Below are 21,816 nucleotides of genomic sequence, written 5' to 3'. Positions count from 1 at the left end.
TATGCAGCCCAAACTAAAAAACTATTTGCACCTGCACCTCATTGTTTTTATATGGGGTTTTACAGCTGTATTGGGTAAGCTTATAAGCTTAGATGCACTGCCGCTGGTATGGTACCGAATGTTAATGGCCTCTGTATTGATCCTTGGTTTTATAGGGGCAAAAAGGTATCGTTTGAAGGTTACCAAGAAAATGCTCATTTCCCTCATATTTACAGGTATCATAATTGCTTTGCATTGGGTAACGTTTTTTGGTGCTATTAAGGCCTCTAACGTATCTGTGGCTCTGGCAACAATTTCTACAGGTGCATTTTTTGCTGCCTTGATCGAACCTTTATGGTACGATAGAAAGATAATAGGGTACGAAGTGGTTTTCGGCCTCATTGTTATTCTGGGCCTATACCTAATTTTTAATGTAGATACCAGTTATTCACAAGGTATTATATTGGCACTCGTATCGGCACTTTTAGCGACTATTTTTTCAATGATGAACGGCCAATTGATTCAAAAGGAACGTCCGTCGGTAATCTCTTTTTACGAATTGACAAGTGGGGTAATCTTACTGACCATGTACTTAGGTTTTAAGGGTAAGTTGACTTCCGAATTGTTTCAAATATCAGTTTCCGACCTATTTTATCTTTTTATATTGGCCTCAATATGCACGGCTTATGCCTTTATTGCATCGGTAAAGCTTTTGAAGCACATAAGCCCCTATACGGTAATGCTAACGGTCAATCTAGAACCGGTGTATGGCATTATTCTAGCTTTTGCCATCTTTGGTGAAAGCGAGAAGATGGACCCCATGTTCTACGTAGGGGGGTCTATTATTATCGCCACGGTGATTGCCAACGGAATTCTTAAAAACAGGAGAAGGATCGGCAAACCTGCTATCGAATAAGCTTATAATGTTATATATTTGCCCATCAAATTAAACGACTACTACTTATATGGAATATCTCGATTTTGAACTCCCGATCAAAGAACTTGAAGAGCAATTAGACAAGTGCATGGTAATTGGCGAGGAGAGCGATGTAGATGTAAGCGAGACCTGTAAGCAGATAGAAAAGAAATTAGCTGAAACCCGTAAGGATATCTACAAGAACCTTACCGCTTGGCAAAGGGTTCAGTTATCAAGACACCCGAACAGACCTTACACCCTTGATTACATCAAGGCTATCTGCGGAGATACTTTTCTTGAATTGCACGGCGACCGTAATGTAAAAGATGACAAAGCGATGATTGGCGGTCTTGGCAAGATTGGCGATCAAACCTTTATGTTCATTGGCCAGCAGAAAGGCTACAACACGAAGACCCGTCAATATAGAAATTTCGGTATGGCCAACCCTGAAGGTTATAGAAAAGCCTTAAGGTTGATGAAATCAGCCGAGAAATTTGGTATACCTGTAGTAACATTTGTTGATACACCCGGTGCATATGCAGGTATTGAGGCAGAAGAGCGGGGGCAAGGTGAGGCCATTGCAAGAAATATTCTCGAGATGACCCGTTTACAAGTACCGATTCTGGTTTTCATTATCGGAGAAGGTGCTTCCGGAGGTGCTTTGGGTATAGGCGTCGGCGATAAAGTTCTTATGTTGGAGAACACATGGTATTCCGTAATTTCCCCTGAATCGTGTTCTTCGATCTTATGGAGAAGCTGGGAGTATAAAGAGCAAGCTGCGGAAGCCTTGAAATTAACTGCTACTGATATGAAAAAGCTGAAATTGATAGATGAAATAGTAAGGGAGCCAGCAGGAGGTGCACATGCCAATCGTGATAAGACCTTTACGACCGTCAAGAACAAAATTTTATCACATTATAAACAGCTTGAAAAGTTATCCCCAAAGGAATTGGTCGATAGCAGAATGGAAAAATATGCACAAATGGGAGTTTTTAACGGATAAAATACCATTTTAGCAAGCTCAGAAAAATCTGGAGGTTTTAATCTCCAGATTTTTTTTGTTATCAACACAAAGTCGTAACTTATTAACACCCAATTGTGAATGACCTGTGGATTATAGTTCAGGGTATGATACAGTTATTTGTATATTTTCGTAGTCATGGAAAAAATTAACCCGGTAATCGGTAGAAAGATAGATAAATCGACCCTTATCAACTTAGAGCGAGGTAAAATTCCTCCACAATCAGTTGATTTAGAAGAAGTTGTGCTTGGTGCAATGATGATTGACAAAAAGGGTGTTGATGAAGTCATCGATATTTTACACCCCGATGTTTTCTATAAAGACGCCCACCGGTTCATATATGAGGCGATATTTAAACTCTTCGAGGGATCGGAACCGATTGATTTATTAACCGTTTCGTCTCAATTAAAGAGAGATGGCCGATTAGAATCTGCAGGGGGTGATTTTTACCTAATAAAATTGACCCAAAAGGTAGCTTCTTCGGCACATATTGAGTTTCATGCGCGTATTATTCTCCAAAAGTTCATTCAGCGCAGTTTGATAAAAATTTCAAGTGAAATTATTGAAGAGGCCTATGATGAAAGTACCGATGTTTTTGATCTCTTGGACAATGCGGAAGCAAAACTCTACGATGTCACTCAAGGTAACTTAAAAAGATCGGCCGAAACTGCTCAAAGTTTGGTGATTCAGGCGAAGAAAAAGATTGAGGAGATATCAAATAAAGAAGGCTTGAGCGGTATTCCGTCAGGTTTCGATAAATTAGATAAGCTTACTTCCGGTTGGCAACCAAGTGATTTGATTATCGTTGCTGCAAGACCTGGTATGGGTAAGACCGCCCTTACCTTATCGATGGCAAGAAATATTGCCGTAAATTCAGATATTCCCGTGGCATTCTTTTCTTTGGAGATGTCATCGGTGCAATTAATCACTCGTTTGATTTCTTCTGAAACGGGTCTTTCGTCCGAAAAGCTTAGAACGGGCAAATTGGAAAAGCATGAATGGGAGCAGTTGAACGTAAAGGTAAAAGCCTTGGAAAAGGCGCCATTGTTCATTGATGATACTCCATCATTATCCATTTTTGACCTAAGGGCCAAGGCGCGTCGTTTGGCATCTCAGCATGGCATTCGTATGATTATAATTGACTACTTACAGTTAATGACCGCAGGAGGAAGTCAAAAAGGAGGTAACCGTGAACAGGAAATATCGACCATTTCCCGTAACCTAAAGGCGTTGGCAAAAGAACTGAACGTACCGGTTATTGCACTTTCCCAGTTGTCAAGGGCAGTTGAAACAAGAGGAGGCAGTAAGCGTCCAGTACTTTCCGATCTGAGGGAATCTGGGGCAATCGAGCAAGATGCCGATATTGTGTCTTTCATCTACAGACCGGAATATTATAAGATCGATGAATGGGATGATGAAGAGCGTAGCCCGACCCAAGGTCAGGGAGAATTTATAGTAGCCAAGCACCGTAATGGGGGCCTAGAAAATATACGATTGAAGTTTATCGGGCAGCTTGGTAAATTCGATAACTTAGATGATTTTGATTCCCCATTCGAGTTTCAGTCTAAGATGAACGATGAAGATGAAAACCCATTTGCAACCAAGAATTTCCCAAGTGCCGACCAGGCTTTTGGCAGTTCAATGAACAGTGGGGGTATGCCAGACGATGATGATGTTCCATTCTAAATAGGTACAAATATGCTATCTCAATTGATAGCAAGAGGCATTAACAAATATCTAACGGGCTAACAGCCCGTTTTCTTTTATCTTTGAATAAGGTCCGTTATAAATGCCCAATGCCTAAACATTTTACTACGCTTGTTATTTTCTTATTTATATGGATGCAGATGCACGCCTCGGCCATATTAATTCCTATGGATGTCGAAAGCCAAGATAACCACTTGAAGGCCTATGGGATCACCTATTGGGTATTGAGCAAGCAACAGAAAGTTCAATGGCTCTTAAATTATCGGGGAGGCTCCTTCTTATTACCAGATGGAGATATAATTAGAAAAGAATGTCAAATACGCGGTGTTTCGTTTGAGATTTTATCTGATGATCAAGTAAGCGGTATTCTCGATGAAGTTAGTAGCCCTTCTCAAAATAAAGAAGCTGTAATACTTGAAAAGGCTCCTAAAATTGCGGTTTATTCACCGAAAGGAAATCAACCTTGGGATGACGCCGTAACCATGGTTCTTACCTATGCCGAAATACCTTATGTAACGGTTTATGATGAAGAAGTGTTGGACGATAAATTGGCTATTTATGACTGGCTTCACCTTCATCACGAAGATTTTACTGGGCAATACGGTAAATTCTACGGGGCCTACAGAACAGCACCTTGGTATATAGAGCAAAAAAAGGAGGCAGAAACCTTGGCGCAAAAGCTTGGTTACAGCAAGGTATCTGAAGAAAAGAGTGCTGTGGCCCAAAAAATAAGAAACTACGTGATTGGAGGAGGTTTCATGTTTGCCATGTGTTCGGCCACCGATAGTTTTGATATTGCACTTGCGGCCGAAGGAGTCGATATTTGCGAGCCTATGTTTGATGGAGACCCTTCCGCACCAAACTATCAGTCGCAGCTCGATTTTACGAAAACATTCGCATTTGGCAATTTCACCTTAGAAAGAAGCCCACTTAAATATGAATTCTCATCTATAGATATGACGAATAAACGAGGCAACGTACCTAAAGAGTCAGATTATTTTTCTTTAATGGATTTCTCTGCTAAATGGGATCCTGTGCCTACGATGCTATGTCAAAACCATACCGCTTTGGTAAAAGGTTTTATGGGCCAGACGACCTCTTTTTCGAGAGAAGAGGTGAAGCCTACGGTTCTAGTTTTAGGAGAAAACAAAATCAATGGAGAGGCAAGATATATTCACGGCATAAAGGGAAAGGGTTTCTTTACTTTTTACGGAGGTCACGATCCAGAGGACTATCAACATAGGGTAGGGGACCCAAAAACGGAATTGGAGCTGCACCCTAACTCTCCAGGCTATCGGTTGATTTTAAATAATGTGTTGTTCCCGGCTGCAAGAAAGAAAAAGCAGAAGACATAAAAGTATCTTTGGGTTTGAATGAATACTATAGTGTAAAAGACTTTACTGATCGATTAAGTATGATTTGATGACTTTTAAATAGCATGAAACATAACTTTCATCAGTTTAGCTTGGTACTTTTTTTAGGCTTTGTTTCTTTTATGGGTTTCGGTCAAGCGAACGAGATTCGCCTATATGGCAGAATAGCAGCTAATAATACTGATGTAGCAGATATTTTAGTCGTAAACAAAAACACCAAAGAATCTACAATAACGGACGCTTCTGGATCTTTCTCATTGGAAGTAAACTTGTCCGATGTTATTCAATTTACAGCGGTTCATCTTCAATCTAGAGAAGTAATTATTTCAGATTATATTTTTGGGCAAAAGTTTATAATTGTTGAGTTGACGGAAAACGTTATAGATTTGGATGAAGTTACCGTAACACCCTACAATCTTTCAGGAAAACTTAGTTCAGATTTGAATAGCCTTAATGTAGAGGGTCAATTTAATTCTTCAGACATTCGACTTCCTAATGCTGATTTAAAATTACTATCACAGGAAGAACGACTTCTTTTAGAGGCTGATAGAGGTAAATATATTCGATATTATGGTACTTCGCTAGTTATCAATACCCATAAGATTATAAATCGTCTATCAGGTAGAACCAAAAAACTGGAAGACCGACTGAAAAGGGAAAAAGATCTTCAGATAGAGAATGAAATTGTTGCCAAATTTTCAAAGCAAACTATTGCCGAGGGCCTTAACTTACCATCTTATCAAGTAGATGGCTTTCTTACTTATTGCCTTTTTCAAGAAGACTTTTTTAAAGTCTCAAAAATGGACGCGGAAGAAATGTGGAAGTACCTCGAGTCGAAGAGAGATAGTTTTAGAAAGCTGAATTAATTATGAGTACTGCGACTGATGTTTATTAATTGCAAATACCTGTAATAGAACAGTTTAATAGCAATCCATTTTAATCTGTCTTTTGTTTTGAAAGTGGCTTAAGTCTTTACCAATGTAATTGCTGCAAATAGATCGTAATTCTTGTAAAACCTCTTTTTGCATGGCAATAGACCCGCATATCATGATAGTTCCGCCTTTTTTTAGCACTTCAATAAAAAGCTGCTTGTCTTTTTCTATCAGGTGCTGTACGTATACCTTTTTATCCTTTTCGCGAGAGTAAGCCGTCTTGAAATGGCTCAGTTTGCCTTCCTGTATAGATTTTTCAATAAAATCTTTGTACAGACTTAAAGAGTTGGGGGTTCTTGCTCCCCAATAGAGATGTAGCTCTTTCTTTTTACTATTCTCAGCTATCATTCCTAGAAAAGGGCCAATCCCTGTTCCCGTGGCGATTAAAATGGTTTTTTTTGAGTTTTTCGGAAAGTGGAAATTTCTATTGGGAACCACTTTGGCCGTTAAATCTGCTCCATCTTCTAATTGGTGCAGATAATTAGAGCAAAGTCCGTTCGGATGCCTTCTAATACTGATGACCAATGAATTGTCCGATAACTTTCCAAGGGAATAGAGACGTTCTCTTTCTCCTTCTTTTGGTATTACAGAAAGTAAGTCTCCTGAAACCGGTTTGGCTCCATTGAGGTTTTTTAGGTTGAGCAAAAAGGTTTCATCCGAGGGTAGTTCGTCTTTATGCAAAACCCTAAAGGTTGATGGGGGAAGGGAGTTGCCCACAATTTTAGGTTTCTCCAGACGTATATCCATCTCCTGTAATTGGCTCCACTCGGTACACCAATTTTGAAAAGCCTCAAAAGACTGGTCGTTTACTGTGGAAACATCCATTAAAGCTGTGGCCTTGTCTAGTTTTTCTAACTGTTGATGCGCATCATAGGCGAATTGACAAAAATGGGGGTAGGCCGTAGAACCAAAGCCTACTGTAGCAAATTGAAATTTTTGACTTTGAGACTTTTTTGCCAATAGCTGCATGAATTTTTCGGCCGATGCTGGTGCTTCTCCCTGACCGTAAGTGGCGGTAATAACAATTAATTGCTTCATACTTTTAAAGCGATCATAATCGTTCATCATCGCTAGAAAGCAAGAATAATTCTTGTGTAATAATTTTTTCTGTAGTTGCTCGGCAAATTGTAGGGTAGTTCCTCCTTCCGTTCCCACCAGAATAACAAATTCCGCATCGTTCTTTGAAATCTTGTTTTTAATTTTTGTTTTCGGGCGTTTAAAATAAATAACAAAACCTGTGACAATCAAGAAGGGAATGGCAAGACTACCAGCGCCCAGTACTATCGCCCAAAGAATGCTTCCTTCAGCTGTGTGCAGTACGGTTGCCCAAGAAGAAATGATATTGACCATCGGAAATTGGGCTTCCGCCAATATTTCGCCGGTGTATTGGTTGACATAAAGTTCACGGTTCTTCAACCGTATGATATAATAGTCTTCAACAAATTCTGAGAAGGGGTATTCAAGCTCTCGTAATTCGCCAAGTTTAATTTTTTTGAAAAGCTCAAAATCATTTAATGATAGAGAGGGCATTTCATTAAGATTGTCATAATCAACTTCAAGGGAAACGGTAGGCTCAGGAATGATTTCAAATCGCAATAGAGATAAATAAACACCTGTAATTGCTAGAAACAGAATAGGGATCAGTGTTATTCTTGAATATTTGACATGATGGTATTGTGAAAAGTTTTCTTTGACTATGGGCGAAAAGAATTTCGAGAAACCACCTTGTCTTTTGGCAATTAAAACAATGCCGGTAAGCGCAATTAAAAAGAGAAAAAACGAAGCCAGACCGATGAGTAGTCTGCCAGGGGATTTTAAAAATAATGATCGATGTAGGTTAGTGGAGAATTGAAAAATCGGCTTTTTTTCAATCGGTAATCCTAAATTTTCACCCGTAAAAGGATTAACGTAAAAATCTTGATTTTTACCTTCCGCAATAGAGGAAACCTTAAGAAAGCCATTTCTATCTCGTGTGATAGCAACGACCTCTTCATGGGTTTGGTTCAAAGTAGACAGAACCTCTGCCAATGACAGCTCATCGGCACCGGAAACATGATAAGGTTGAACTTTGTTGTAGATAGGTTCAACAGCTAAGATGATTCCGGTAACCGAGGCTATCAATAAAAATATTGAAGAACAAATAGCAAATAACAAATGGCTATACCGCCAAACGGATACCAGCATATTCGATTATCGATTTGGCACCATTCGTATGTAGCGTATGTAACCAGAACCGTCTACTTTTTCTTTAATAGTAGCCGTATTTAAGGGCACTTCAGCGTCAACCGCATAATATTCCTGATTTTCGACGGCCGACTCAAAACGTACCTTATAACCCGAATCTAGCTGTGAAGAATCGAAGCCTAAAGAAATAATGTTTCTTTCACCATTACCAATAGTTGCTCCGGTTACCCCATCAACATTTTCATTGGATCCGTGGCTAAATTTCCACCAATTTTTTAAATCAGGAAACCATTCTTTGTCATCACCTTGTATATATAGCGTCTTCACATAGTTACCATCTGGATCAATCAATGATACCACTACGTAGGCTTTTTCACCTGTATAGTTCATCATTTGAATCATACATTTATAGCTTACTTCGGCTGGTTTTACAAAACCGGACAAACCTACGGTCAAAGTAATTGCAACAACCGCTATCGTAAACCTGAGATAGAGATTTTTCATGTTCATTCTAGTTTAAAAATTCGAGATTGACCTGGTTCTTTGTCAATAGTTCATTTTCGCTTGCCAAATCATGAGCCGTTTCACCAAATTCGGTGGTCGATTTGGCATCGGCTCCTTTTGATAAAAGGTATTTCAAAATCTCAGCATTTTCCGTTTTCATGGCAGCATAGTGTAAGGGTGTATTACCATCTTTATCTTTAGCATTGATGTCTGAACCAAAAGAACTAACCTCTTTCAAAAGCTTTAGGTCATTCTTGGCGACGGCTAAGTGCCATATAGAACTATCATCTGCTTGGCGAGTTTTGAAATCGAATCCTTTGGCTTTAAGAGCTGCTACTTTTGATTCAAAATCGCGTGGTTTACCACGACCATTGAAAAGATAATAGGCTAGATTATTTCCGTCGTTGTCCAATGTGTTGACATCGGCACCTTTAGAGATTAAATAATCGGCCACATCAGAGCTATTTCCTTCAATCGCAATAGCTAATGGGGTTTGACCGCTTTTATTTTTTTGATTGATGTTATTCGTCTTTTCGGCAAAATAGGTAACCACTTCCAGTTTGTTTCTTTGGGCAGCATTCAACAAAGCAGTGTTTCCTTCTTCATCTACCGCATTAGGGTCAACACCTTTTGCAATGAAATAATCGAAAATTTTGGTGTCGTCAGAAGAACGAGATAAATTGAGCAAAGGTGTAGTGCCGTTACTAGAGGTAACGTTCGGATCGATTCCTAGACCTTCTAAGTATTTAAAGACTTCGAGGCCGTTGCTCGATCCCCTACCTCCTCGGCTAGCGAACAGAATCGCATTTTCTTTGGTTTCAGGATTTGCTTTTGTAGAAACCCCCTTATCTACCAATTGCTTTAAAATTTCAATATTTCCTCCTTGGGCAGCTATACTGAAAATACCGTTACCGTGGTCGTCGGTAGAGTTTAGGTCTAACCCTTTATCAACAAAATAATTGATCAAGTCTAGATTTTTTGCCCTAGGTGCAGCGACCAAGAGAATATTACGGCCATCATGATCTTTCTCGTTTTTCAGGTCGGCCCCATTGGCAATCAGAAAATCATAGATTTTAGTATCATCTTGCCCTGTTGCAGCGGTAAACTGTGATAGAGAATAACCATGGGAATCTTTAAGGTCCATTTTGGCTCCTTTACCAACTAGATATTCCATAACCTCTAAATCTCCACGGGATGCAGCCCAGAAAATATAGGTACGGGAATCATGGGTTCTCTTATTTACATCATTACCCTTGTCTATCAAATGGGCAATGGTGGTAACAGGGTTGCCAGCGAAAATAGCATAGGTAACCCCATCGAAACCACCTCTATTGGCTTCTGTAATAGAATTGCCTTGGGCTATTTTAGAATCAATATCCGAAATACTTGGTTTTGACTTCCAATAGTCTTGATCGAGAAACTGATTCTCGTTTCCACCAGGTTGCGCTAGGGAAGAAGAGACCGATAACATGGAAACAGCTCCAATAAAAAAGGCCTTTAATGTTTTAGTTTTCATTTTCTATAAGATTTTATTGAACGGATAATCACTCTTTTAGCTTCTTAGAAAAAAGTTCGGAGTTGAATATACTCTTTATTTAGATTAATTCAATAAAAGAATTTCCACGGATTTTTCCATGGAAATTCTTCTTAAAATATTCAAACGAATTACCAAGCCCCTATAAAGTGGCTACCGGTAGCATTTACCAATTCGGCCCCTTTAGTTACTAAACCTGTTTCGGTATCTACAACATAAATATTACCGTCTTGCCCAACAGGCGCTTGCGTTAAGTAAATTTCATTACCATCAACTGCAAAACCTTGATATTGGAATAGGTAAAAATCTGGATCGTATGGTATCTCATCTATAAGAGTAGCGGTCTGTGCATTTAGGTCAACAAGGGCGAAAAAGCCTTGTGCACCGGCGGCACCTTCTGCAGAACCAGCATGACGGTAAGCCAATACGGCTTTGCCATTGGCTGCTGGTCTCCAGGCTAGAATATAAGCTTCCTCCACGCCAAGAGCGTCATCTAGATTGAATACATATGAATCATCATACTGATTATCGGCTCCGATTTTTAGTATATGAGAACCTTCAGGGTCACCTTGGTTTGCCTGGTAAACATCACCATTGTATTCGAAAGCATTGATGCTACGATATCCATTGGTATTACCATGACCTACAGTGGAGGTAATAACGGTCGGATTGGTCAATGAAGGATAATCTAAAACAATTGTCTTAGACCCTAAGATAGCACCTTCTCTATCGCTCTCAACAGTAGCAGGATCCACTTTGCTCAAACGCGCACCGATGTAAAGCTTATCGCCGGCAGCGTTCAAAGTAGGCATATCGATTCTAGAGATGTAATATCCATTCGATTCTTCCTCTTCCGTTAAAGGCACGCTGTGCTCTTGAAATTCAATTATTTGAGAATTTACCAAATCAAGGGTTACAATACCCATGGTAGCCTCTGTTCGAACGTAAGTATCATCTGTAGCATCTTCAGCCGTACCATTGTCATCAATGACATGTTCGGTAGAAACATAAACGGCAGCACCTGTTTGGTCTCCGTCAAATAACTTGATCCATCTCGGGGCAGAACCAACGTAAGGTTCTATACTTACATTTGTACCCTCTTGTGTAAAGGTCTGGCCACCTTCAACTTTATATTTTGTATAGTTACCACCAGTATCACCTGCGTAGCTAATGTTAAAAATAGTATTACCATCTTCAGAAGCCTGTAATCTGGCCGTTCTATTTGATGGCACTGTAAAACCGTTATTAAAAGGGTCTATTGAAACTGAAGGATCTTTGGCATCGGTGCTACTAACAGAATAGATCAATGTTCCTCCATTACCATCACCTGGATTTTCTCCCATTTGCGCTCCGGCAATGGTAATCCATCTAGCTTCTTCCTCTTCTTCAGGGTCTGGATCAGTCGGTGTTTCTCCATCAGGTTCAGGAGAAGGAGAGCTATCATCGCTACTACACGAAGTCATGAGGCCCAAAGCCAATAATAGTATGGCGAAGGATTTAAAGTTTAAGAAATTCCGTTTCATATTAGGTATTATTAAGAGGTTAAAAATTATTGATTATGTAATTTAATTTTAGATAAAATGCCCTACCCGGTTTTTGCACCGATAGGTTGTCATAAACCGGTTTGTCGAATATATTTTTGACGTCAAAACTCATGATAACCTTTTTGTTGGGGAACGTGTAGCTAAGACCAAAGTCTTGAGCAATTTGTTCAGGAATTCTAAAGAATTCATCACCAACAGTATTTGTTCCCCTGATATTCAGGTATGAAAATTCGTCGGTGTAATAGATGTTGTAAAAGAGGTTTAAGCGTGATTTTCTTTGTAAAAAGTCTTGGATAGAGTAGCGCAATCCACCATTCATGGTAAAGAAAGGGGTGTTAGGCACATCTATTTCAACACCCTGATTCTCTATTAATAGCTCAAAGCGTGAGAAGTTGAAGTTTAGTGCTAGATTGTTGTTAAAGCTATAATCTATTTGCGCATCGATTCCTTTTGAAGTTCCGCTTCCTTGATTAACATACAGTATAAGCTCTTCATCTACGTTCAAAGATGATTCGATAGGCAAACCAATTCGGTCTTTAATATTTCTACTGAAAAAATTTGTAGAAACGGTCAACTGGTGTTTTCTGAAATTGAATGCCCCTAATCGGAAGCCTAGATTGTAATTGTCGCTTTGCTCAGGCTTGATAGTGGGGTTGGCAACTACGTTATCACCATCATTACCGAAGATTTCGGTTTCGTTCGGTAAACGAATGGCCTTTTCAGCAGAAGCTAAAAGGGTTATGTTAGGTAAAATAGCATAAGAAGCGGCAAAACCGTAACCCTCATTCGTGGTAGTACTCTTTACGATGTCATCAACAATAATATTATTACCGTCGGGTCCCGTGGCAATCTCCGGATCGATGCTTACCGTCTCTTGTTGGTAGTACTTGCCGAAGAGACTAGCCCTGAATTTATTCTGGAAGGCATTTATTTCATAAGTCAGGGCATATATATTTTTAGTTAAGTCCCTGTCTCCTGTGAATGTATTTTCTAAAACGGATACAAGGGCATCACTGTCCTCCCTGTCGATAGAGCTATACACATGGTTCAACAAAAATTTATGATGTTCATTTATGGTGTAGTTCAACCCACTTCTAATAGAAGCCACATTTCTTTTAATGGTAGCTAGAGTAGGTCCTCCTTCCTGTTGAGAATCCCAAGTATATTGAAATTCGTTGCCCCTAAAATCGATGGCTCTCTCACCGTTCCAATTATAGGCCCAAGCAACCGTGTCATTAACAATTCGATTACGTTTGCCGTACAGGCCGTGTATGTTCAAATCGAGACCTTCGGTAAAAAGATCCTTTTTCTGGTAAGTAATATTGGCAAGCGTTGCATCAGACTCTAAAAATCGGTCCTTATACGGGCGGGAGGTCATAAAGGCCCCATGCTGAACCTCTTTAAAATCATCGGAAACCGTTAAGCCGACTAAAAATTGATCCGCCCACTTGACATTGGTATAACCAATTTGGGCGATGCCCCCTGTTGAACGATATGCGTCATTGAACCGTCTGGCAGTTACCGGGGTTTCAACACCTCCAAGACCTGCGACAACGACTCTTCTTCCCCAAACCTTGTAATTATTATCGGAATAATTATTAAAAATAGAGGCTTTAACCGTGAAGCCAGATTTATCGAAACGATATACCCCATTAGCATTAGCCTGAATGGTATTGAACGAACCGTATGAAATAGAGGCGTTAATATTGTTCTTGGCTTCGCTATGAAGTTCGATGTTGATGGCTCCGCCCAAAGCATCATCTGCCAAATGCCCAGGAACCACACCTTTGTAAACCTCAATTTGCTTAATCATCGAAGGTGGTATACTGTTTAAACTAAATGATGAGCCATAAACGGATATTGGAATACCATCAATAAAAATTCGTACCGCACTTCCTGACAAACCGTTTAAGCTATATTCAACATTAGAGCCTAAACCACCGTTCTGCCGAATTTTTACGCCGACCGTCGTATTTAACAATTCATTGGTTTGAATGCTACGGATGCTAGCCTCTTCGGTCTGCACGGCACTAACGGCGAAACCTTCTGTCTCAATAATCGTTTTTTGAGATTTACCGTTTACCGTAACTTCGTTCAGGTTTTCAACATTCTCTTGAAGGGTGAAATCAATTCTAATGTTAAGGGAGTTTTCTGTTATTTCAACAGTTTTCGCCCGTGTACCATAGCCAATGAACGATATGACCACTTTGTGCTTGCCCGTCGGAACTTTTTCTAAGAAGTAGTTGCCGTTTAAATCGGTCAATACCCCTACTTTCAAACCTTCTATCGTAACGTTCGCAAACGATAAGGGTACACCTGATTCATCTTTAACATTGCCCGAAATAGTTCCTGATGTTTGTTGTCCGAAGACTGATAAGGCGGTTAAGAACAGAAACCATGAGCATAAAGTTTTCATAAGCAAGCACACTCTTTTTATTGAGATTTAATCTAAATAAACTAGTTTTGCAAAACTAAAGCAGGGTTTCACCGGTGAATACCGCAAAAAGAAGTTTTACCTACGCAAAAGGAATTATGGAAACAATTTTTAAAAGTGATGTATTTAAGAATAGAATCTATAGGCGAAAGTATCGTAAAGACTTTCTTTCTGACGAACTCATCGAGAATACGGTTACTGTTGATACACCCGATGTGTCGGGAATCATTCGAGAGCTGAATCTGAATGGAATTTTTGTTTTTTCTAAACATATGAGCTCGGCAAATGGCTATAGCTTTGATGTGAGCAACAACTTTTCAGTTTTTAAATTGCATTTCGAGATCAGTGGTAATTATAGCTATTTTCCTGAGGGGCATACAGAGCCTTTTGTACAAATTCCTAACTACCATTATAACATGTTTTATTTGCCTCATATAAAAGGTCGCCTTGATTATCAAGGTGCTCCCCGTAGAACGTTTGAGGTTATTTTTACATTAGATTTTGTGAAGAGAATAGCAGGTAATGATTATAAACAGTTTTTACAAAGGGTAAATATCGCGGTAGAGAAGGGAAGACCTTATATTTTTTGGGAGGAAGCCAGGCCAATCTCTCCAGAAATCGGTAAGGTTTTAGAAGATATCATTTCGTGCCCGTACAAGGGCGAGATTAAAAGAAACTATTTACAATCAAAAATAACTACCCTTTTAATCGATTTGCTCATTGAGGCAAACGGAAAATATCAACCAGAGCCGAAAGTTGTTTTACCGGCGGCCGACCTTGAAAGTCTGGGTAGGGTAGAGAGGTACATCAAATCGAATTTGAAGAAAACCATACGAATAGCCAAGCTTGCAGAAGTAGCCGGATTCAATAGTTCAAAGCTCAAAAGAGACTTTAAGATGGTATATGGTACCACCATATTCAAATACATAACGAGGCTAAGAATGGAAAGGGCCAAATTGAAAATACGCAAAGAGGGCCTTTCAGTGGCCCAAGCAGCCTATGAGGTAGGTTACACCAACCCCCAACACTTTACCAGCGCCTTCAAGCGCACCTTAGGCTACCTGCCTAGTAACTTAAAAAAATCAGGAAAATCTTTTAATTAGTGGGCTAAAAGCTTTTGCAGAACTGATTCAACACCAAAATCGTCATTGCTTTTAGTACTGTATTTTGCAGCCTTTTTGACATTGGGGTGGGCATTTTCCATAGCAAAGCTAAAATCGGCAAGGGCCAGCATTTCCAAATCATTATTGTAGTCGCCAAAAACCATGGTCTCGTCAGGCCTAATATTGTTGAGTTCCTGTACTTTTTGCAGCGCATAGCCTTTATGCGCATCGGGGCTCGATACATCAACCCAGTTCTCACCGGATACTTTAACTTTTAACTTTCCTTCAAGATGAGAAACAGAAGGGTAGATATACTTTTCAGAACTGATATGATGGTAGATGGCAATCTTCAGAATTTCACCATCAAACTCAGATAGATTATCTAGTAATTCGTATTCAGTATAGTATTCTTTTAATTTGTCTTCGAACTCTTTTGAATCATTACGTATGTAGGCCTTTTGGCTTCCGCATAGCACAGGATGTATATTTTCGACCGATTCTAAAATGGTTAGTACTTCTTGCTTTGCATCTTGGTTCAATGGGGTGGAAACCAATATTTCATCGTTCTGAACGGCAAAACCACCATTTTCGGCAATTACAATAATATCGTTCTTTATCGGCTCGAGCTTATCAATAATGCTATGGTATTGCCTTCCGCTGGCAGCAACGAATAATATACCACGTTTTTTAAGTTCGTCAAAGAGATCAAAGAAATGGCTGCTTACCTCGTGGTTCGAGTTAAGTAAAGTTCCATCCATATCGGTTACTACCATTTTAATTCCTGACAAATCCATATAATCCAAATTTTGAAAGCTGCAAAGGTATTTGTTATCGTTGGATAATAGCTTAGATTTATGAACTTTTACGATTTGTTGACAATTAAGAAAGGTACGTTCATGAAATTTTTTCAAAAGCAAATCGCTCTCAAAGCCAGAGAGCGGGGTTTCCATTTGGTAACCAATGAAATTGTAAACTCGTTACCCGAATTGAAGGAAATTGAGAAGGGTATGCTTCAGGTATTCATCAAGCATACCTCTGCAAGTTTGACTATTAATGAAAATGCCGATCCTACGGTACGTACCGATTTTGAGAGCCATATGAATCAAATGGTTCCGGAAAATGCTCCTTATTATATTCATACTTATGAAGGCCCTGATGATATGCCGGCCCATATCAAAAGTTCACTTATGGGGGCTTCTGTACAGATACCCATCACCAAAGGTAGGTTGAATTTAGGTGTTTGGCAGGGTATTTATCTCTGTGAACATCGCAATGGTGCCTGGTCGAGAAATTTGGTCGTCAGTGCTTTTGGGATATAAAAAAATCCGGCTCGCTAGAACCGGATTATAAAGTGAGATAAATACTTAACAATTATTTTACCTTTTCGACTATCGCTTTAAAAGCTTCTGGGTGGTTCATGGCCAAATCTGCCAATACCTTTCGGTTCAGCTCGATTCCGTTAGCTTTTACCTTACCCATGAATTGTGAGTATGACATACCGTGCAAACGGGCACCCGCATTGATACGAGTAATCCAAAGTGCACGAAAGGTTCTTTTCTTGTTTCTTCTATCGCGGTATGCATAAAGCATTGCTTTTTCTACCGCATTTTTGGCTACCGTCCAAACGTTTTTACGTCTTCCGAAGTAGCCCTTGGCTTGCTTCATCACCTTTTTTCTTCTGGCTCTAGAAGCAACTGCATTTACTGATCTTGGCATAACTTTTAAATTTTTGTAGCAGGCGGTGCATTACGCACACTTTGAAAGGCCCGACTCCATGGTTAATAAATTACCTCTTGAACAATTACTTTAAACACAATTGTTCTTTCACACTACCTTCGTCCGATTTGTGAACTAGTGTACTGTGAGTCAACTTAAGCTTACGCTTCTTAGATTTCTTTGTAAGAATGTGGCTCTTAAAAGCGTGCTTTCTTTTGATTTTGCCAGTACCTGTTAGCTTAAATCGCTTTTTGGCACTAGACTTTGTTTTCTGCTTAGGCATCTTTTCCTATTTATTGATTATCTCACTTTTCATGCTAAACGCCGCCCAAAATAAATTGAACAGCGTTCAGTATTTTCTATAGTTTCGAGCAATAGCCCGAATTATTTCTTAGTCTTAGGGGCCAAGAACATGGTCATTCTTTTACCCTCTAATTTTGGCATTTGTTCAACCTTGCCAAGTTCTTCAAGATCTTGGGCCAGTCTTAATAAAAGAATTTCACCTTGATCTTTATATACTATTGAACGCCCTTTGAAAAAAACATAGGCCTTTAGCTTGGCACCGTCTTTTAAAAACTTTTCGGCGTGTTTCTTCTTGAAATCGTAATCGTGGTCATCGGTGTTAGGCCCGAACCTGATTTCTTTTACAACTACTTTAGAAGCTTTGGCCTTCATGGCCTTGTCACGTTTCTTCTGTTCGTAAAGAAACTTTTTATACTCCATGATTTTACACACAGGTGGCTCTGCTTTGGGAGAAATTTCTACCAAATCAAGACCCATTTCTTCAGCTATTTCGCGTGCTTTTCTTATGGGGTAAATACCTACTTCTACATTGTCACCTACCAACCTCACTTCCGGAGCGAGTATTTTTTCATTGATATTATGCGGATTCTTGTTCTCCCTCCTAGGTTGTGGCCGAAATCTTTTTCTTATTGCTATGACTTAAACTTTTTAATTAAACTTAATTTTTTAAAACGACTTTAAGGTACTATTTATTTCTTTAGATACCAAGTCTGCGAAACTTTCGAGGCTTATCGATCCCAAATCTTCACCACCATGTTTTCTCACGGAAATGGTATTTGAGAGTTCTTCATTTTCTCCTACGATCAGCATAAATGGCAATTTGTTCATTTCTGCCTCCCGTATTTTTTTCCCTACAGTTTCGTTCCTGTCATCAATGAGGGCGCGAATTTCGTTATTTTCCAAAGAATTTAAAACTTTTTCCGCATATTTTTCATGTTTCTCGCTCACTGGCAGTACTATAGCCTGTTCAGGAATCAGCCAAAGCGGGAAATTTCCACCGGTATGTTCCAACAATAAAGCTATAAAACGCTCCATACTTCCAAATGGTGCCCTATGGATCATAACCGGTCTGTGAAATTCGTTATCACTACCCTTATAGGTAAGGTCAAATCTTTCCGGTAGGTTGTAATCTACTTGAATCGTTCCTAGTTGCCATTGTCTTCCGAGGGCATCCTTCACCATAAAGTCTAACTTCGGACCGTAAAAGGCGGCCTCTCCTTCCTCAATTATATAATTAAGCCCTTTCTCCTTTGCCGCGTTGATAATGGCGTTTTCCGCTTTCTTCCAATTTTTGACCGAACCTATATATTTTTCGGGTGTGTTCAGGTCTCTTACGGAAACTTGGGCGGTAAAATTTTCAAAACCTAAAGAACCTAATACGTATAATGATAAGTCAATAACATTTTTGAACTCTTCATCTAATTGCTCAGGGGTGCAAAAGATATGGGCATCATCTTGGGTGAAGCCCCTAACACGGGTTAAACCGTGCAACTCACCACTTTGCTCATACCTGTAAACGGTTCCGAACTCTGCATATCGCTTGGGCAGCTCTCTATAGCTAAAAGGTTTGTTTTTGTAAATTTCGCAATGGTGCGGGCAGTTCATTGGTTTTAGCAAGAACTCTTCATCTTCCTTAGGGGTATGAATGGGTTGAAAACTATCTTCACCATATTTTGCATAATGCCCAGAGGTAACATAAAGCTCCTTTTGGCCAATATGTGGTGTAACCACCATTTCATAGCCAGCTTTCTTCTGTGCCTTCTTTAAAAATTGCTCTAAGCGTTCTCTTAAGGCGGCACCTTTCGGAAGCCAAAGCGGTAGACCTTGTCCTACTTTCTGCGAAAAGGTAAACAATTCCAATTCTTTGCCGAGCTTTCGGTGGTCTCTTTTCTTGGCCTCTTCTATCATGGCCAAATATTCGGTCAGTTCTTTCTGTTTCGGAAAAGAAATACCGTAAACCCTTGTCAACTGAGGTTTATTTTCATCACCGCGCCAATAGGCTCCAGCGACGTTTAAAATTTTAATAGCCTTTACTATGCCGGTATTGGGTATATGGCCCCCTCGGCACAGGTCGGTAAAAGTATCGTGATCGCAAAAAGTAATAGAGCCGTCTTCAAGGTTTTCGATTAGCTCTATTTTAAACTCGTTGCCTTCTTCTTTATAATAGTTTAAAGCATCGGCTTTTGAAACCGATCTCATTTTAAAATCGTGTTTGCCCCTGGCAATTTCCAAGGCTTTCTTTTCTATAGCTGCGAAATCTTTTTCTGAGAGGGTGTGTTCTCCAAAATCGACATCATAATAAAAACCATTCTCTATCGCAGGCCCAATTGTCAACTTTATGCCAGGGTATAGTTCTTCGAGGGCTTGGGCAACTATGTGCGATGTTGAGTGCCAAAAGGCTTTTTTTCCTTCAGCTTCGTTCCATGTATATAAGGTCAATGTACCATCTTCGTGAAGAGGGGTGGCCGTTTCTACTACCGTATCATTGAATTTGGCCGATATAACGTTGCGCGCTAGTCCGGCACTTATGCTGAGGGCCACGTCCATAGGAGTGCTGCCACTTTCTAATTCTTTAACATTGCCGTCTGGAAGAGTAATTTTAATCATGCTTTTTTGATAAATAGGTGGCAAAGATACTATTCCCTTATTAGGCGTACAATATATGTTGATTTGGTTTTGCAGATTTATGATGGAGTATTGTTTTGTGTAAATGGATGTTGCATTTAAAGCGGTATGTAGAAGGAATCCAGGGTAGCGGTAATTGTTTATAAGGGTGATAACGGTTTTTTAGTAGGGTGATGAGTGATTTATAGAGAGTGTTTTTTGGTTGCCAAAATATGAGGAAGTGTTTGCGTAAACTAAATATTAGAATTATATTTAATGCCCTTTTCTAATAAAGCATTTTGTAAATCATTAATTAATAGGCGATTGTAAAAAGTTGCAAAAAAACTGTTGTGGATTTAAAAAACAGTGTTACATTTGCAGCCCCGAAACGAGATGGTCTCGTTGGGGCGAGGGTTCCTTTACATACTGGGTTTTTGATGCGGGAGAGGTTTCGAAAAAAAAATTTCGGAAAAAGGTTGCAGGATAAAAAAACAGTTGTAAATTTGCACCCGCTTTGAGAGACAGACGCCGAGGGGCCGATGTCGGGAGAGGCGAAAGCATAGAGAAGTTCATTGACATACTGAGGAGACATAGCGAGCCGCGAAGGTCGGAATTTAAGACCGGCAGCAGGCGAGCTAACCAAGAGTATTTTTGGAATAAAAGATAACACAGATAGAGAGACGGGGCCGGGAGGACTTATCGGCGTTGGCGCGAATATATTTACGAATCAACGATGAAGAGTTTGATCCTGGCTCAGGATGAACGCTAGCGGCAGGCCTAACACATGCAAGTCGAGGGGCAGCGGGGAAAAGCTTGCTTTTCCGCCGGCGACCGGCGCACGGGTGCGCAACGCGTATACAATCTGCCCCCTACTGCGGGATAGCCCAGAGAAATTTGGATTAAGACCGCATGGTACCGTATTGCCGCATGGCATTTACGGTTAAAGGTTACGGTAGGGGATGGGTATGCGTCCCATTAGCTAGATGGCGGGGTAACGGCCCACCATGGCGACGATGGGTAGGGGCCCTGAGAGGGGGATCCCCCACACTGGTACTGAGACACGGACCAGACTCCTACGGGAGGCAGCAGTGAGGAATATTGGACAATGGGCGGGAGCCTGATCCAGCCATGCCGCGTGCGGGAAGAAGGCCCTATGGGTCGTAAACCGCTTTTATACGGGAAGAAACCACCCTACGTGTAGGGTACTGACGGTACCGTAAGAATAAGGACCGGCTAACTCCGTGCCAGCAGCCGCGGTAATACGGAGGGTCCGAGCGTTATCCGGAATCATTGGGTTTAAAGGGTCCGTAGGCGGGCCGTTAAGTCAGGGGTGAAAGTCTGCGGCTCAACCGTAGAACTGCCCTTGATACTGGCGGTCTTGAGTCATACTGGAGTAGGCGGAATATGTAGTGTAGCGGTGAAATGCATAGATATTACATAGAACACCGATCGCGAAGGCAGCTTACTAAGTATGTACTGACGCTGATGGACGAAAGCGTGGGGAGCGAACGGGATTAGATACCCCGGTAGTCCACGCCGTAAACGATGGATACTAGCTGTCCGGGCCCTTGAGGCCTGGGCGGCCAAGCGAAAGTGATAAGTATCCCACCTGGGGAGTACGTTCGCAAGAATGAAACTCAAAGGAATTGACGGGGGCCCGCACAAGCGGTGGAGCATGTGGTTTAATTCGATGATACGCGAGGAACCTTACCAGGGCTTAAATGTAGGTTGCATGGGGCAGAGACGCCCCTTTCTTCGGACCACCTACAAGGTGCTGCATGGTTGTCGTCAGCTCGTGCCGTGAGGTGTCAGGTTAAGTCCTATAACGAGCGCAACCCCTACCGTTAGTTGCCAGCATGTCAAGATGGGGACTCTAACGGGACTGCCGGTGCAAACCGCGAGGAAGGTGGGGACGACGTCAAATCATCACGGCCCTTACGTCCTGGGCTACACACGTGCTAC

At 40.6% G+C, this 21,816-nt stretch carries 17 protein-coding genes and 1 rRNA gene (1 of these 18 running past the window's edge); 8 read left to right on the top strand and 10 right to left on the bottom strand.

The features are described from left to right. Position 1 precedes the first annotated feature (1 nt). The 5 genes from D1013_RS14915 to D1013_RS14895 all read left to right on the top strand — a co-directional run bounded on the left by D1013_RS14915 (position 2) and on the right by D1013_RS14895 (position 5,862). Positions 2 to 895 (top strand): DMT family transporter, encoded by an 894-nt coding sequence (locus D1013_RS14915; protein ID WP_121849587.1) that lies wholly within the window; start codon positions 2 to 4, stop codon positions 893 to 895. A gap of 49 nt (positions 896 to 944) precedes the next feature. Continuing rightward, positions 945 to 1,898: an acetyl-CoA carboxylase carboxyltransferase subunit alpha gene (locus tag D1013_RS14910; RefSeq protein ID WP_121849586.1), complete on the top strand. Its 954-nt coding sequence runs from the start codon at positions 945 to 947 to the stop codon at positions 1,896 to 1,898. Positions 1,899 to 2,054: 156 nt separating this feature from the next. Continuing rightward, on the top strand, positions 2,055 to 3,602 hold the full coding sequence (dnaB, locus tag D1013_RS14905; RefSeq protein WP_121849585.1) for a replicative DNA helicase: 1,548 nt from the start codon (positions 2,055 to 2,057) through the stop codon (positions 3,600 to 3,602). Between the two features lie 110 nt (positions 3,603 to 3,712). Continuing rightward, the gene (locus tag D1013_RS14900) at positions 3,713 to 4,978 is read left to right on the top strand and encodes an asparagine synthetase B (protein ID WP_225621529.1); all 1,266 of its coding nucleotides are present in this window, start codon (positions 3,713 to 3,715) and stop codon (positions 4,976 to 4,978) included. An 83-nt stretch (positions 4,979 to 5,061) separates the two neighbouring features. Then, on the top strand, positions 5,062 to 5,862 hold the full coding sequence (locus D1013_RS14895) for a hypothetical protein (protein WP_121849583.1): 801 nt from the start codon (positions 5,062 to 5,064) through the stop codon (positions 5,860 to 5,862). A 54-nt stretch (positions 5,863 to 5,916) separates the two neighbouring features. On the opposite strand, the gene D1013_RS14890 is transcribed toward D1013_RS14895, so the two are convergent. The 5 genes from D1013_RS14890 to D1013_RS14870 all read right to left on the bottom strand — a co-directional run bounded on the left by D1013_RS14890 (position 5,917) and on the right by D1013_RS14870 (position 14,110). After that, on the bottom strand, positions 5,917 to 8,112 hold the full coding sequence (locus D1013_RS14890) for a PepSY domain-containing protein (protein ID WP_121849582.1): 2,196 nt from the start codon (positions 8,110 to 8,112) through the stop codon (positions 5,917 to 5,919). A 6-nt stretch (positions 8,113 to 8,118) separates the two neighbouring features. After that, the gene (locus D1013_RS14885) at positions 8,119 to 8,616 is read right to left on the bottom strand and encodes a DUF2271 domain-containing protein (protein ID WP_121850752.1); all 498 of its coding nucleotides are present in this window, start codon (positions 8,614 to 8,616) and stop codon (positions 8,119 to 8,121) included. A 7-nt stretch (positions 8,617 to 8,623) separates the two neighbouring features. Further along, on the bottom strand, positions 8,624 to 10,132 hold the full coding sequence (locus tag D1013_RS14880) for an ankyrin repeat domain-containing protein (protein ID WP_205601249.1): 1,509 nt from the start codon (positions 10,130 to 10,132) through the stop codon (positions 8,624 to 8,626). Positions 10,133 to 10,281: 149 nt separating this feature from the next. Continuing rightward, on the bottom strand, positions 10,282 to 11,673 hold the full coding sequence (locus tag D1013_RS14875; protein WP_121849580.1) for a DUF4374 domain-containing protein: 1,392 nt from the start codon (positions 11,671 to 11,673) through the stop codon (positions 10,282 to 10,284). A gap of 19 nt (positions 11,674 to 11,692) precedes the next feature. Then, on the bottom strand, positions 11,693 to 14,110 hold the full coding sequence (locus tag D1013_RS14870) for a TonB-dependent receptor (protein ID WP_121849579.1): 2,418 nt from the start codon (positions 14,108 to 14,110) through the stop codon (positions 11,693 to 11,695). Between the two features lie 116 nt (positions 14,111 to 14,226). Here D1013_RS14870 and D1013_RS14865 point away from each other — a divergent pair, with 116 nt between their 5' ends. After that, on the top strand, positions 14,227 to 15,231 hold the full coding sequence (locus tag D1013_RS14865) for a helix-turn-helix domain-containing protein (RefSeq protein WP_162987918.1): 1,005 nt from the start codon (positions 14,227 to 14,229) through the stop codon (positions 15,229 to 15,231). On the opposite strand, the gene D1013_RS14860 is transcribed toward D1013_RS14865, so the two are convergent. Beyond that, positions 15,228 to 16,025, bottom strand: a complete 798-nt coding sequence (locus tag D1013_RS14860; RefSeq protein ID WP_121849577.1) for an HAD family hydrolase — start codon at positions 16,023 to 16,025, stop codon at positions 15,228 to 15,230. The two genes, D1013_RS14865 and D1013_RS14860, sit on opposite strands and share 4 nt — an antisense overlap. Positions 16,026 to 16,127: 102 nt before the next feature. On the opposite strand from D1013_RS14860, the gene D1013_RS14855 reads away from it, so the two are divergent. Continuing rightward, on the top strand, positions 16,128 to 16,550 hold the full coding sequence (locus D1013_RS14855) for a secondary thiamine-phosphate synthase enzyme YjbQ (RefSeq protein WP_121850751.1): 423 nt from the start codon (positions 16,128 to 16,130) through the stop codon (positions 16,548 to 16,550). A gap of 52 nt (positions 16,551 to 16,602) precedes the next feature. On the opposite strand, the gene rplT is transcribed toward D1013_RS14855, so the two are convergent. The 4 genes from rplT to thrS all read right to left on the bottom strand — a co-directional run bounded on the left by rplT (position 16,603) and on the right by thrS (position 19,857). Further along, positions 16,603 to 16,947, bottom strand: coding sequence for a 50S ribosomal protein L20 (gene rplT, locus D1013_RS14850; protein ID WP_121849576.1), 345 nt, complete (start codon positions 16,945 to 16,947; stop codon positions 16,603 to 16,605). 85 nt (positions 16,948 to 17,032) lie between these two features. Then, the gene (rpmI, locus tag D1013_RS14845) at positions 17,033 to 17,230 is read right to left on the bottom strand and encodes a 50S ribosomal protein L35 (protein ID WP_121849575.1); all 198 of its coding nucleotides are present in this window, start codon (positions 17,228 to 17,230) and stop codon (positions 17,033 to 17,035) included. Between the two features lie 101 nt (positions 17,231 to 17,331). Next, entirely contained in the window at positions 17,332 to 17,880 is a 549-nt protein-coding gene (gene infC / locus D1013_RS14840) for a translation initiation factor IF-3 (protein WP_205601300.1), read from the bottom strand. A 36-nt stretch (positions 17,881 to 17,916) separates the two neighbouring features. Then, entirely contained in the window at positions 17,917 to 19,857 is a 1,941-nt protein-coding gene (gene thrS, locus D1013_RS14835; RefSeq protein ID WP_121849573.1) for a threonine--tRNA ligase, read from the bottom strand. Between the two features lie 727 nt (positions 19,858 to 20,584). Here thrS and D1013_RS14830 point away from each other — a divergent pair. After that, positions 20,585 to 21,816: ribosomal RNA gene (locus D1013_RS14830) — 16S ribosomal RNA — on the top strand; it runs 296 nt beyond the window's last position.

The sequence above is a fragment of the Euzebyella marina genome, from assembly GCF_003687485.1.
Classification (GTDB): domain Bacteria; phylum Bacteroidota; class Bacteroidia; order Flavobacteriales; family Flavobacteriaceae; genus Euzebyella; species Euzebyella marina.
This window is presented reverse-complemented; position numbering and strand designations above follow the sequence as displayed.

Coding starts and splice junctions, on each gene's coding strand:
- D1013_RS14900 (WP_225621529.1), top strand. CDS start 3,713: ATGCCTAAACATTTTACTACGCTTGTTATTTTCTTATTTATATGGATG.
- dnaB (WP_121849585.1), top strand. CDS start 2,055: ATGGAAAAAATTAACCCGGTAATCGGTAGAAAGATAGATAAATCGACC.
- D1013_RS14910 (WP_121849586.1), top strand. CDS start 945: ATGGAATATCTCGATTTTGAACTCCCGATCAAAGAACTTGAAGAGCAA.
- rpmI (WP_121849575.1), bottom strand. CDS start 17,230: ATGCCTAAGCAGAAAACAAAGTCTAGTGCCAAAAAGCGATTTAAGCTA.
- D1013_RS14885 (WP_121850752.1), bottom strand. CDS start 8,616: ATGAAAAATCTCTATCTCAGGTTTACGATAGCGGTTGTTGCAATTACT.
- D1013_RS14860 (WP_121849577.1), bottom strand. CDS start 16,025: ATGGATTTGTCAGGAATTAAAATGGTAGTAACCGATATGGATGGAACT.
- D1013_RS14915 (WP_121849587.1), top strand. CDS start 2: ATGCAGCCCAAACTAAAAAACTATTTGCACCTGCACCTCATTGTTTTT.
- D1013_RS14890 (WP_121849582.1), bottom strand. CDS start 8,112: ATGCTGGTATCCGTTTGGCGGTATAGCCATTTGTTATTTGCTATTTGT.
- rplT (WP_121849576.1), bottom strand. CDS start 16,947: ATGCCAAGATCAGTAAATGCAGTTGCTTCTAGAGCCAGAAGAAAAAAG.
- thrS (WP_121849573.1), bottom strand. CDS start 19,857: ATGATTAAAATTACTCTTCCAGACGGCAATGTTAAAGAATTAGAAAGT.
- D1013_RS14880 (WP_205601249.1), bottom strand. CDS start 10,132: ATGAAAACTAAAACATTAAAGGCCTTTTTTATTGGAGCTGTTTCCATG.
- D1013_RS14865 (WP_162987918.1), top strand. CDS start 14,227: ATGGAAACAATTTTTAAAAGTGATGTATTTAAGAATAGAATCTATAGG.
- D1013_RS14895 (WP_121849583.1), top strand. CDS start 5,062: ATGAAACATAACTTTCATCAGTTTAGCTTGGTACTTTTTTTAGGCTTT.
- D1013_RS14870 (WP_121849579.1), bottom strand. CDS start 14,110: ATGAAAACTTTATGCTCATGGTTTCTGTTCTTAACCGCCTTATCAGTC.
- D1013_RS14855 (WP_121850751.1), top strand. CDS start 16,128: ATGAAATTTTTTCAAAAGCAAATCGCTCTCAAAGCCAGAGAGCGGGGT.
- D1013_RS14875 (WP_121849580.1), bottom strand. CDS start 11,673: ATGAAACGGAATTTCTTAAACTTTAAATCCTTCGCCATACTATTATTG.